The following is a 12,240-nucleotide window of genomic DNA, read 5'->3' on the forward strand; positions in this document are numbered from 1 at the left end:
ACCTGTCTTCTTTTTCGTCATTGTCGTGCGAAAGAGAGGTGGGGGGTCCCTGGGCCGGCCCCGCGCCAGGGGCCCGCCCCTCCTCACCGCTTCCTACTGGTGCCGCGCCCTGCGCCTACGGGCGACCAGGACCAGCGCACCGCCGGATGCCACCAGCACCGCGCCGCCGACGATCCCCAGCGGCACCAGGGCGTTGGCCCCGGTGTTGGGCAGCTGTCCCCCGGGCGGGGGCAGCGGGTTCACCGTCGACGGGCTCGGCGACTCCGTCGGCCCCGGCGGCGTGGTCGGCTCCGGCGCGCTCGGCGAACTCGACGGGCTCGGCGGGCTCGACGAGTTGGTCGGCGTCGGGGTCGGCGTCGGGGTGGGCAGCAGCTTGTTGACCGCCGTCACCGAGACACCGTCCGCGAGGTTGTCCGAGGTCAGCGCCAGCGGACCGAACACGGTGGTGTCCGGAGCCGCGTAGCCGTCGGGCGGGCTGAGCTCCTGCCAGTAGTACGTCCCCGGCACCCCGGCGCCCTGGCAGAGGCCGTCGGCGCCGGTCGTGCAGGGCCCGCCCACCGCCGTGTCGGGCTTGTCACCGCCGGTCTGCAACCCGTCGGTGCCGTTGGTGTCGTGCCACAGCTGGAACTTCGCCCCCGCCAGCGGCTTGCCGTCCTGGTCGTGCTTGACCAGGCGCAGCGCGCCCTCCTGCTGCCGGAACCCGAAGTCGAAGGTGTGGTCGTTCTCGCCCGGCCCGCCGGTGCTCAGTGCCCGTTCGGGGAACTTCGTGCCGGGCGGCACCAGGCCCTTGGAATCGATGAAGTGGTTGTCGCCGACGTCCGCGTCGGTGGGCACCCACTGGTAGAGCGGCCCGCCCTTGGCGTAGTCCGCCGGGTTGTCGAGCCGGATCGTGTACTTGGTCCTCGGCTTGAGGCCTCCGGTGACGTTCGAGTCGTCGAAGTAGTACTCGCCGCGCTTCGTCGTCTTCGTCGTGCCGACCAACTTGCCCGACTCGTCGTAGAGGTGGACGGTCGCGCCCTCGACGGGGCGCTGGCCCGGGTTCTGGATGCCCTTGCGCTCGGGGTCGTACCAGACCCGGTTGCCGATCTGCAGCGGAGCCTGGTCGCAGAGCACCTCCAGGTCGCCCATCGAGGCGCCCTTGCCGAACGGCGCGATCGTCCCGACCGGGTTGAGCCGGAAGCCGAACTGCGGGTCCTGCTGGCCGTTCGCCCGCTGGAGGAACGACGTGCCGTACCCGAGGGCGGTGTGGTTGGGGTCGAAGGCGGAGACCGCGACGGTGCTCTCGACCTTGGAGAGCGCCATGCCGGCGAACGCCGTGTTGCGGTGGCCGCCCCAGGTCGTGTCGAAGAACCGGGTGCCCCGGGGAGCGAGCCCGCAGCCGTTGTTGGTGTCCATCACGTACGTGCCGTTCGCCCGGCAGGCCTTGTTCAGGTCACCGCCGGACATGACGACGGCGACGGAGCCCGGCGCCGGGGAGCCCGGCGCGCGGTCGCCGAAGCGGTCGCGGAAGGCCAGCAGCATCGAGCCGTCGGTCTCGAACGTGATCTCGCCCAGCTCGGGTTCGGGTTGGGCGATGGTGTAGTTGCCGCACGAGCGGCCGTTCTGCGTGGTCGGGTAGGTGCTCGTCCACGGGAACCAGCTCGCACCGTCGCACGGGCCCGAGCCGACGGTGGACTGGCGCGGGTAGTCCAGCGGCTGGTCCAGCACCGGCTTGGCGAACACGCCGGTGGCGAGGTCGAAGGGCAGGACCACCGCGCGCAGGTCGGTGAGCTTGCCGGTGGACTCGCCGGAGCACACTCCGCCGAGGTAGCCGGTGCCGTCCTGGAGGCCGAGGCCGAACGGACGCCAGTCCCCCGCCGCCGGGCAGCCCGGGTCGGGGATCGGGTAGGAGGCCGTCGGGCTTCCGGCGGCCGCCACGGTGGCGTTGTAGCGGTAGAGCTTGCGGTCGTTGAGGTTGACGACGAACAGGTCCTTGCCGTCGTCGGTGATCTTGATGCCGCCGAGGCTCTCCCTGCCCGGCGTGTCGAGGAATGCGTCGTCGGTGCCGCCGCCGTGGGCCGTCGAGCCCGCGTTCGGGACGGTGGTGAACAGCGTCGTCTTCTTCTGCGCGATGTCGGTGACGTAGATCGCCCCGGCACCGCCCGGACCGTAGTCGGTGGTGCGCTTGGCCACCGCCGAGGAGAACAACCGCCGATCGGCCTTGTTCCAGGCGATGCCGTACAGCGTGCCGGTATCGGCGTTGGTGGCGAGGTTCGTGGCGGTCACGCCTTCGCCGTCCTGGCCGCGCGCACTGTACGGGAAGGAGACCAGCGTGCGCTGGGCCCCGCCCTCGCGGTCCATCGGCTGGCAGGCCGTGACCAGCGGGGCGTTCTTCTGGCAGTAGTCACCGGGGTTCCAGAGCCCGGTGGTGTACGCCACGTTCTTGCCGCCCGAGAGGTCGACGAACTCCTCGTTGCTGCTCAGCTGGGTCGGCGCGCCGTCCAGCCCCTGCCGGGAGGCGAACGCCGGGAACAGCACGCCCGGCTTCGGATTCACCACCTGCACCCGGTACTTGCCCCCGGACGGCTTGGCCGCCGCCGGGGCCAGGGTGACCGTCCCGTCGGCCGCCGTCACCCCCTCGATCGCCAGCCCGGCGTCATCCGTGAGCGTCACTTTCACGCCCGCGAGCCCTGGCTCCAGGGCCGGTGTCCACACTCCGCTGGTGTCCACCGCCCGGATCACCCGGACGGTCACCGTCCCGTCGCCGGGCTGTGGAAAGGCCGCCGGCGCCGTCACCAGCGCCGCAGCGGACAATCCCATCGTCAGCGCCGCGACCTGCGCGACGCACCTCGTTCGCTGCCTCGTTCTTCCCAATGTCCCGCTCTCATCATCGACGGGTTATCACACCCGGGCTGATCAGGAGTCATCAGCAGATCGGCAATCTTAGCTCTCCGCAAGGGAATTGACGAAACTTCATGTGCACGCGTGACAAGAGCGCCACACCTACTCCACCACCAGTTCGAATCCGGACCCGTTCGTCCGATACCGGCCGCCATGCTCGAAAACAGCACCTTCAGCCGGATTTCGTCCGAACAAACGGTGGGGCGCGGGGACAGCCCAGGACGCAGGGACGGTGGCGCGGGAGCAGGTGGGGCGGGGCGAGGCGGGCCGGGGCGAGGCGGCCCGGGGCAGCGCCCGAAGCACGCCGGCGCGCGACCCTGTCGGACCGGGCGGGTAGCGTGGCAGACGTGCCCCAGGTGTCCCGAGTCCCCCTACCCGACCTCGTCCGACTGCGGCGGGCCCGCGACCGGATGGACCGCGACTACGCCCAGCCACTGGACGTGTCGGCGCTGGCGCACACCGCGCTGATGTCGCCGGGCCACTTCTCCCGCAGCTTCCGCGCCGCCTTCGGCGAGACCCCGTACGGCTACCTCATGACCCGCCGGATCGAGCGGGCCAAGGCGCTGCTGCGGCGCGGCGACCTGAGCGTGACGGAGGTCTGCATGGCGGTCGGCTGCACCTCGCTGGGCTCGTTCAGCTCGCGGTTCACCCAGCTCGTCGGCGAGACCCCCAGCGCGTACCGGGCCCGGGACCACGGCCACGCCGCCGCCCTCCCGGCCTGCGTCGCCAAGGTCCACACCCGGCCGGCCAGGACCGGGGAGGCGGGCGACCCCACCGGCCCGCAGCCCGGCTCCGACCGGGCTCGGCAGTAGCCCCGGACCCTAGGGCGAGTCGGACACGCCTCAGGGCGTGTCCTCCGGATCCGGCTCCGGGGGCAGGCCCACCTCCTCGCGGTCCTCCTCCGTGCGCTCGTCGAGCTCCTCCTCGTCGGGCCGCCGGGGCAGACCGCGCCCGTGCCCGGTGTCCGGGTCGCCTTCGACGTCCTTGTTGGGCTTGTGGTGCGACATGGCGCCTCCTCGCCCCCGATTCCGCCGGTACCTTCCCACTCAAACGCGCGCCCCGGGCGCCCGCAAGCCGGGGCCGCGATCACGGGGCGCCCCGCCCGGGGCCTCGGGGAACGCCGCCGACTCGAACTGCGCCCGCTGGTCGGCGTCCAGCCGCAGCACGTCCACGAGCAGCCGCACCGTCTCCCGCCGGGGCCGCAGCGCCCCGCCCCGCTCCAGATTGCGCACCGCGCGAACACTCAGCGTGGCGAGGTCGGCCAGTTGCTGCTGGGTCAGGCCCCGGTGCTTCCGGTGTCCGTGCAGCATGTCGCCAAATCGCATCTTTCCCGACCTTTCCCTGTCCGCGTCAGCCGGCTGCTCCAGCCTTCGTAACGCGACCGGAGAACCGTCGGGTTCAACGGCCGGGCGGCGTGAAGTCCGGCTTCGGCCACCGCCCTTGACTCGCTGTCACCATCGGTGAAAGGAACCCGCCGGTCCGCCGCCTCACCACTGCCGTGCGCTCGCCCACGGCCGGGGCGACCCCCCGACCGTCGCCCCCCGTCACGGCTCCGCCCGCTCCGGTGCGCGTTGCAGGCGGAACGCGTCCGCGAGGACGGCCTGGGCCAGCACCCGGGCCGGGCCGCGCGCCGTGGTGCGTCCCGTGGTGAGGGCGAACTCGGTGGTACCGAGGTTGGGCAGGCCCGGCTGGTCGGGCAGCACCCGCAGGCCCGACGGGATCAGGCTGCGGGCGTGCGGCACCACCCCGAGGCCGGCCAGCGCGGCGGCCCGGACCCCGGAGAGGCTGGTGCTGGTGCAGGCGATCCGCCAGGGCCGCCCGTCGCGCTCGCAGACCTCCAGGGCGCGGACCCGGGTGAAGCTGGGCGGCGGGTAGACGATCAGCGGCAGCGGCTCGGCCGGGTCCGTCCGGAAGTCCTCCGCCGCGATCCACACCAGCTTGTCCTGCCACACCAGTTGGCCCTGCGAGCCACCGCCGGGCGGGCGTTTGCCGAGCACCAGGTCGAGCCGTCCGTCGGCCAGTTGCTCGTAGAGCACGGCGCTGAGGCCGACGGTGAGTTCGAGGTCGACCTGGGGGTTGCTCCGCCGGAAGCTCCGCAGGATCTGCGGCAGCTCGGTGTGGACGAAGTCCTCCGAGGCGCCGAACCGCACCCGCCCGCGCACCTGCGTCTGCGCGAAGTAGCCGAGCGCCTGCTCGTGCGCCTCCAGGATCGTCCGGGCGAAGCCGAGCATGGCCTCGCCCTCGCTGGTGAGCTGCACGGAGTGGGTGTCGCGCAGGAAGAGCTGCCGGTCGGCGGCCGTCTCCAGCCGCCGCACGTGCTGGCTGACCGTCGACTGCCGCAGCCCCAGCCGCTGGGCGGCCCGGGTGAAGCCGCCGGTCTGGGCCACCGCGAGGAAGGACCTCAACTGCACCGGATCGAACACATGGCCATTCTATCCGCTGATATCACGGATCATGATGACAGTGAGTTCCGCCAGCGGGATTCACAATCACCCCGGCGGACGGCAGGCTGAGGCCATCCCACCCGAACCGCCACCGCGGAGAACCATGCCTCGCCCGAACCGCCCGCTCCGCTCCCACCTGCCCCGGCGCCCCGCCCGCCTCCGGGTCGACCCGTTCATCGCCGCCCTGCTGGGCACCGTGGCAGTGGCCGCCCTGCTCCCCGCCCGCGGCGCCGCCGCACCGGCCTTCTCGGACGCCGCCACCGGCGCCGTCGCCGTCCTGTTCTTCCTCTACGGCGCCCGGCTCTCCGCCCGCGAGGCCTGGGAGGGGCTCAAGCAGTGGCGGCTGCACGGCACCGTGCTCGCGGTCACCTTCGGCCTCTTCCCGCTGCTCGGGGTGGCCGCCCACCTGCTGGTGCCGGCGGTGCTGTCGCCGCAGCTCTACCAGGGCCTGCTGTTCCTGACCCTGCTGCCCTCCACCGTGCAGTCCTCGATCGCCTTCACCTCCATCGCCCGCGGCAACACGGCCGCGGCCGTCTGCAGCGCGACCTTCTCCAGCCTCTTCGGCATCGTCCTGACCCCGCTGCTCGCCGCCGTGCTCCTGCACACCAAGGGCGGCATCTCGCCGGGCACCGTGCTGGAGATCGCCGAGCAACTCCTCCTCCCCTTCGCCGCCGGCCAGGTGCTGCGCCGCTGGATCGCCGCCTGGATGGCCCGCCACCGCGCCGTCCTCGGCCTGGTCGACCGCGGCTCGATCCTGCTGGTCGTCTACAGCGCCTTCAGCGCCGCCGTGGTGGGCGGGGTGTGGGGCGCCCTCTCCCTGCCCCGGCTGGCGGCCCTGCTGGGGGCGGAGGCGGCGCTGCTGGCACTGGTCCTGACCGCGACGCTGCTGGTCGGCCGCCGACTCGGGTTCGGCCGGGGCGACCTGGTCGCCATCGTCTTCTGCGGCTCCAAGAAGAGCCTGGCCAGCGGCGTCCCGATGGCCACCGTCCTCTTCCCGGGCCCGGCGGCCGGGCTGATGGTGCTGCCGCTGATGCTCTTCCACCAACTGCAACTGATGGTCTGCGCCGTCCTGGCCCGCCGCTGGGGCGCGCAGGCCGAGGGCGCCGGGGCCACGGCGCAGCCGGCGGCCGCGCCGGCCCTCGACCACGCGGCCTGACGGGCTCCGCGCGCCCTCAGAGGCCGACGACGTCGACGGCCTGCGGGCCCTTGGGGCCCTGCTCGACCTGGTACTCGACCCGCTGGCCCTCCTCCAGGGACCGGTACCCGACCCCGACGATGGACGAGTAGTGGACGAAGAGGTCCGGGCCGGGGACGTCCGGCGCGATGAAGCCGAACCCCTTCTCGGCGTTGAACCACTTCACCGTGCCGAAGTTGATCAAGGCGCGCCGGCCCTCCGCTGCCCGCCCGGCCACCGCCTGCCCGGTGTCCGCCCACGCCGGGGCGCCGACCGCCGCCAGGGCGCCGACGGCGACGACCGACGCGCACACCACGGCCGCCACGCGGCCGCGCACAAGGACGAGAGGGGACATCACAAGCCTCCTGGCTGGAGAGGGACTGGGCCGTTCAGCAGTGGCACGCGCGACTGATCGCATACTCACGGTGTCCGCCGATACCCCGTCCCGCAAGCCCGGACGACCGACCGGGCGGTCTTCCGTCCCAGCCACCCACGGGCCCGCGAGGCAGGGCCCCGGTTCTGGACCATTCGAGGCCCATCGGCGGGGTTCCCGGGATGGCGGCGGCCGGGATCCGTCGCGCCGTGCCACCGTCACCCTTCGGCCCGCCCCGCTCCGAGTGCGTGGGCCTCACTCCCGGTCCGACGAAAGAAAGGGAACCCACGTGTCCGTACGCCGAAGCGTTGTGATCGTGTCCGCCGTCCTCGCCGCGCTGTCCACCGGCGTGGCCCCGGTCGCCGACGCAGCCCCGCCGGCCGCCCCGGAAATCCTGGACTGCGCCGTGAAGGCCGCCGTCACCTTCAGCCCGCCGCTCTCGGCCGACCCGCAGTCCATCACCATGGCGGCCGGCGGGACGGCGAGCGGGTGCACTGACTCGCTGGACGGCCCGACGGCCGTGACGGGCGGCACCGTCACCGCGACGCTCAGGTTCGGCACGCTCAGCTGCAGCCCGGCGACACCGCCGGCACTGGCGCCGGGCTCCTCGGCGACCTTCACCTGGAACCTGAAGGACGGCACGCAGGCGACCAGCACCGTCACCGACATCGCCATCGTCGAGGTCGACGGGTCCGGGACCCTCACCGGCACCGTCACCGCCTCCTCCACCCGCCTGGCCGGGCAGAAGCTGACCGCGCTCGTGGACGTCACCAGCGACCAGCCGCTCGTGGACAACTGCGTCGACGTCCTGCTCGGAACCGGCCGGCCCATCGCCGACTCGACCCTGACCGCCGACCTCTCCTTCAGCTGACACCAGGCCGACCTGCCGTCCCTCCGTCCCTCCGTCCCGCTGACCTGTCCTCCCTCCGACGCGCGCAGGGCCACCCCGCAAGTGGCGGGCCCTGCGCGCGTCGGCGCAACCACCGTACGTTGGCGTCGAGTTGTCACCATGCCTCCCGCCGTCCCACCACCGCCCCGGGTCAACCCGCAGGGTCGGTGAGCCGGTAGACCGTGATGCCGGCGGCGCTCGCGACGGGGTGGTAGCCGGCGGCGGGGAGGGCGCGGAGGGCTTCGACCTCGTCGCGGGCGGGGAGGAGCCCGTCCCGCGGCTGGTCGGCTGCCACCACCCAGTCGGGCCGCGCGCCGGGGCCGCCCGGGTAGCGGGGGAAGAGGTAGACCCGGGTGCGGCCGGTGAGTTGGGCCGCGAAGCCGTTGGCGGCGGCCACCTCGGCACCGTCCGGGATCCGGCGCAGCAGCGCGCTCACCGCGTCGACGGTCGCGTCGCGCTGCCAGGTGGCGGGGCGGGCCAGTTCCGCGAGGGGCTGGGCGGGCAGGGCGGCGGCCGTCACGGCGAGCCCGACAGCCACGGAACCGCGGACCGTCCACCGCCGCAGGCCGTGCCGGGCCCGGAACCGGAGCCGGGTCAGGGCGTCGACGAAGGCGAGGAAGACGATCGGCATCAGGACGGCGCCGTAGTGGAAGCCCGTCCCCCAGTAGAACGGGTTGGTGGACCAGAAGCGCCAGCCCAGCGTCGGCAGGGCGAGCAGGATCAGCGGGGAGCGCAGCGCCAGGAACGCGGTGGGGGCCAGAATCGTGACGACGGTGTGCCACTTCTCGCCGGGCAGGAGCAGCCTGGTCACGGGGTTGCCGGCCGGGCCGTCGACGCTGGAGAGGTAGGTGTAGGCGCCGCCCGGGTTGAGGGCCGGGATGACGACCAGCAGCACCAGGAGCAGGGTGGCGGCGGAGAGCGCGACGACGCTCGCGCCCAGTCGGCGGCGGCCGTGCCAGAACAGGTAGCAGCCGATGACGGCGACCGTCGCCGCGAGGTCCTCCTTGACCAGCAGCAACGGCAGGGCGAAGCCGACCGCCGACCGCCACTGCCGGAGCATCAGCCGCTCCAGCGAGAACGCCAACAGCGGTACGGCGAAGGCGATTTCGTGGAAGTCGAAGCCGACGGCCTGCTGCAGGCCGACCGACAGCCCGTACCCGACGCCGATGCCCGCGCCCGCCCACCGGCCGACCGCCCGCACCGCGGCCCTGGTCACGGGGACGGCGGACACGGCGACCAGCGCCGCCTGGGCGACGAGCAGGGTGAGCGCGGAGGGGAACGCCCGGTAGAGCGGTGCGAGGGTGACCAGGATCGGGTGGAAGTGGTCCCCGAGCAGGTGGAACCCCGGCCCCTTCAGCTCGGAGACCGGCGCGCGGCCCTCGGCATAGCCGCGCACGGCCTGCTCGAAGATGCCCAGGTCGAAGGCGTTCGTCCGCAGGTGCAGGTGGCGGGAGACGGACAGCGCGGTGTAGGCGGCGAACAGCACGGCGGCGAGCGCCCAGGGCAGCAGGGCCGTCCCCGCCCCCTCGGCGGCGGGCCGCCGCCGTTCGGGCACGGGCCGGGTCTCGGCCGTGGCGCGGGCTGCACGGATCGGGCTCAGGGGCAACGGGGGCTCACTTGCGACGGGGCGGACGGGGCGGACGGGGAGTGACCCCGGAAGCCTCCGACAAACCCGCTGAAGATCCGCTGAAGAAGCCTGAGCACACCTTCAGAAACCGTGACGCCCCCGTGCCCGCGTACGCGGGTGCGCTCGCGTACGCGCGGTCAGGACACCGACGCACGGGGGGGGCGAAGTCCGGCAGGCGTACCGGCGCACGCCCCGGGGGGCTTGAAGCTCCTTCGCGCTCCACGGGGTCGGTACGCGCACCAGTGAGCGTCGTTCACGCCGATGGCGGCGGCCACCGCCCGGGCAGTAGTTCCTCCGGGCGCGACCGATCGGCGCCCTCCCGTGAGCCGGTCGGTGCGAGCACGTCCCCACGTGCGGAGGAATCGTGACCAGGTGCTGCATCGTCCAACTGCCCTTCCCGTCCACCCGCGACCCCGATGACCGGCTGTCCGCCTACTACCAGGACTACGACCGCCGCTTCCGCGCCTTCCTCCCGGAGTACTTCATCCCGTCCGACGGGCTCTGGGAGATTCCGCTCTGGGTCGCGCACCTGACCGCCCTGCTGGACAGCACCGCGATCGACTCCTGCTTCGTCGACCTGTCCCGCACCCCTGCCGACAGCGAGGCCTGCGGCGCTCCGATCATGGCGGCGACGGCACCCGGCGATCTCGTCCTGTTCTCGCCGCTGGCCCAGAACTTCCGGCTCGCCCTGGACCTCGCGGGCGAGCTGGAACGCGCCGGGCGGCGCGTCGTCCTGGGCGGGAACATGGCCCCGCTGGCGCCCGAGGGCTCCGTGCACGCCGTGCACCGCGGGCAGCTCGACGCCGGTTTCGCGGCCGTCCTGGTCGAGTTGGCCTCGGGGCGGGGCGGCCGTACGGAGAAGCGGGCCGCCCTCGGGCTGGTGGCCGAGCCCATCACCTGGGCACCGGACTACCGCCATCTGGACGGCTACAGCGGCAAGGTGCCGATGCTGCGACTCAACGCCAGCCACGGCTGCCTGTACAAGTGCGCCTTCTGCGGGGACGCCTGGAGCAAGCAGCTCACCCTGGTGGGGAACAGCGCCCTCCGCGCCGAAGTGGACCAGCTCTCCGACCGCTTCCCGGACACCCGGCTCGTCTACGTCGGCGACAAGACCTTCGGGCAGTCGCGGGAGGCGGTCCGCAACCTGCTGGAGGTGTTCCGCGACCGCCCCGGCTACAAGTTCATCGTGCAGACCCACGTCCTCCAGGTGAAGGAGTGGGTCATCGAGGCGATGCTCGAACTCGGCGTCGTGGCGGTCGAGCTCGGCTTCGAGTCGGCCGACTCCCAGATGCTCAAACGGCTCGGCAAGCTGTCCCGCGGACTCGACGACTACACCGAACGGATCCACGCGCTGAGCGACGCCGGCCTGAAGGTGGTCCTCAACATGATGGGCGGACTGGACGAGGAGACCGAGGAGTCCCACGCGCAGACCGTCCGGTGGCTGGAGGCGAACCGCCGGGCCCTGTGGCTCTTCAACCTCTACAACTTCGTCCCCTACCCGCTCACCCCCGACTTCCAGCGCCTGCGCGAGCGCATCTTCACCTGGGACTTCGCGCAGTGGCGGGAGGACGCCCCGGTGGTCTACCGGCCCAGCCACCTGACTCCGGAGCGCAGCTGGGAGCTCTTCCAGGAGAAGATCGCCGCTGCCCACCGCATCGTCCGCGCCCCCGTACCGGCCCACCCCGACCACCCCGGCCACTCCGACCACTCCGACCACTCCGACCACTCCGCAAGGGAGACCGCATGAACCAGCCCCCCACCCAGCCCCCTTACCAACTCCCCGACTTCGAGGCGCTCCACCGCAGCGTCAAACCCGAGGAGTTCGAGACCGACCCGCTGCCCGGGTGGGCCGGCCTCGCCACCCTGTTCGGTGCCCCCGCCGCGGACCGGGCGCAGGTCGACGTCGGGGAAGACGGCTGGGTGGCGGCCGGCGTCCCGTACGACGCGACCGCCAGCTCCCGTCCGGGCGCGGCCGAAGGGCCGCGCGCGATCCGGCAGGCGAGCCTGGTGTTCTCCAGCTACCTCACCAGCCTGGGCCAGTGGAAGATGCTGGACACCCGCAGCGGCCGGACGTTCCGCTACCGCGCCCCGCGCGTGGCCGACGCGGGGGATCTGCACATCTACCCGACCGACACCATCCGCACCTTCCAGGCGGTCGCCGCCGGGAGCCGGCGGCTGAGCGGATCGGCGCCGCGCCTGGTCTTCCTCAACGGAGACCACTCGACCACCTTCCCCACCTTCGCGGGCTTCCGCGCCGGCCGGCTGGACCGGGGCGCGCGGCGGGTGGGATTCATCAACATCGACCACCACTTCGACTTCGGGAACTGGAGCACCCTGCACGGGCCGCTCTACCACGGGTCGAACTCCCGCCGGATCAGCGAGCTCCCGGGGATGCACCCCGAGGACATCGCCTTCGTGGGCGTCGGCGACGTGACCAGGTACGACCAGTTCCGCGGCCTGCTCGACCGGGGCTTCCACGTGGTGCCCGGATCGCAGATCCTGCGCCAGGGCGCGGCCGCGGCCCTGCGCCCGCTCATCGAGCAGCTCGGCGAGCGCTGCGACACCGTGTACGTGTCGCTCGACATCGACGTCCTCGACAGCGCCGTGGCGACCGGCACCGGCCACGTGACCATGGGCGGCATCGACACCGGCCACCTCCTGGACGTCTACGAGGAGTTGCGCGCCCTGCCCGTGGAGGCCGTGGACATCGCGGAGGTGGCCCCCCGCTACGACCCCTCCGGCAGCACCGCGCAGCTCGCCGCCCGGCTGCTGTTCGAGTTCCTCTTCCGCAGCGAGAGCGCCGCACCCGACCTGGCCCCCTGGACCGACCTTCGCCAGGAGCCGTGATCCGTC

At 72.8% G+C, this 12,240-nt stretch carries 11 protein-coding genes; 5 read left to right on the forward strand and 6 right to left on the reverse strand.

The window, feature by feature from the left end:
- Positions 1–93: 93 nt before the first annotated feature.
- Complete coding sequence (locus tag ACFVX9_RS15775; RefSeq protein WP_387982060.1) at positions 94–2,799, reverse strand: SdrD B-like domain-containing protein; 2,706 nt, start codon at positions 2,797–2,799, stop codon at positions 94–96.
- Between the two features lie 491 nt (positions 2,800–3,290).
- Here ACFVX9_RS15775 and ACFVX9_RS15780 point away from each other — a divergent pair, with 491 nt between their 5' ends.
- Positions 3,291–3,692, forward strand: a complete 402-nt coding sequence (locus tag ACFVX9_RS15780) for a helix-turn-helix transcriptional regulator (RefSeq protein ID WP_380370795.1) — start codon at positions 3,291–3,293, stop codon at positions 3,690–3,692.
- A 30-nt stretch (positions 3,693–3,722) separates the two neighbouring features.
- Here the strand turns inward: ACFVX9_RS15780 and ACFVX9_RS15785 are convergent, their stop codons facing one another.
- From ACFVX9_RS15785 to ACFVX9_RS15795, 3 genes are all read right to left on the reverse strand, one after another.
- Positions 3,723–3,887 (reverse strand): hypothetical protein, encoded by a 165-nt coding sequence (locus ACFVX9_RS15785; protein ID WP_380370639.1) that lies wholly within the window; start codon positions 3,885–3,887, stop codon positions 3,723–3,725.
- Positions 3,888–3,926: 39 nt separating this feature from the next.
- A complete protein-coding gene (locus ACFVX9_RS15790; protein ID WP_380370641.1) occupies positions 3,927–4,205 on the reverse strand; it encodes a helix-turn-helix domain-containing protein in 279 nt (92 codons plus the stop codon).
- Positions 4,206–4,424: 219 nt separating this feature from the next.
- Complete coding sequence (locus tag ACFVX9_RS15795; RefSeq protein WP_063346601.1) at positions 4,425–5,303, reverse strand: LysR substrate-binding domain-containing protein; 879 nt, start codon at positions 5,301–5,303, stop codon at positions 4,425–4,427.
- Between the two features lie 124 nt (positions 5,304–5,427).
- Between ACFVX9_RS15795 and ACFVX9_RS15800 the strand changes: the two genes are divergently transcribed.
- The gene (locus ACFVX9_RS15800; RefSeq protein ID WP_387982062.1) at positions 5,428–6,480 is read left to right on the forward strand and encodes a bile acid:sodium symporter family protein; all 1,053 of its coding nucleotides are present in this window, start codon (positions 5,428–5,430) and stop codon (positions 6,478–6,480) included.
- A 16-nt stretch (positions 6,481–6,496) separates the two neighbouring features.
- On the opposite strand, the gene ACFVX9_RS15805 is transcribed toward ACFVX9_RS15800, so the two are convergent.
- On the reverse strand, positions 6,497–6,700 hold the full coding sequence (locus ACFVX9_RS15805; RefSeq protein ID WP_387982134.1) for a cold-shock protein: 204 nt from the start codon (positions 6,698–6,700) through the stop codon (positions 6,497–6,499).
- 487 nt (positions 6,701–7,187) lie between these two features.
- Between ACFVX9_RS15805 and ACFVX9_RS15810 the strand changes: the two genes are divergently transcribed.
- Positions 7,188–7,742 carry a hypothetical protein gene (locus tag ACFVX9_RS15810; protein ID WP_380370646.1) on the forward strand — a complete coding sequence of 185 codons (555 nt, stop codon included), beginning with the start codon at positions 7,188–7,190 and terminating at the stop codon, positions 7,740–7,742.
- A 169-nt stretch (positions 7,743–7,911) separates the two neighbouring features.
- Here ACFVX9_RS15810 and ACFVX9_RS15815 read toward each other — a convergent pair whose 3' ends face one another.
- Complete coding sequence (locus ACFVX9_RS15815) at positions 7,912–9,315, reverse strand: DUF2079 domain-containing protein (protein ID WP_387982064.1); 1,404 nt, start codon at positions 9,313–9,315, stop codon at positions 7,912–7,914.
- A gap of 436 nt (positions 9,316–9,751) precedes the next feature.
- On the opposite strand from ACFVX9_RS15815, the gene ACFVX9_RS15820 reads away from it, so the two are divergent.
- Entirely contained in the window at positions 9,752–11,134 is a 1,383-nt protein-coding gene (locus tag ACFVX9_RS15820; RefSeq protein WP_387982065.1) for a B12-binding domain-containing radical SAM protein, read from the forward strand.
- Complete coding sequence (locus ACFVX9_RS15825; RefSeq protein WP_387982068.1) at positions 11,131–12,234, forward strand: arginase family protein; 1,104 nt, start codon at positions 11,131–11,133, stop codon at positions 12,232–12,234. Before ACFVX9_RS15820 ends, ACFVX9_RS15825 begins: the two co-directional genes overlap by 4 nt.
- The last annotated feature ends 6 nt before the right edge of the window (positions 12,235–12,240 follow it).

Origin of the sequence: Kitasatospora sp. NPDC058243, assembly GCF_042882025.1 — a bacterium.
In the GTDB taxonomy this organism is placed as follows: domain Bacteria; phylum Actinomycetota; class Actinomycetes; order Streptomycetales; family Streptomycetaceae; genus Kitasatospora.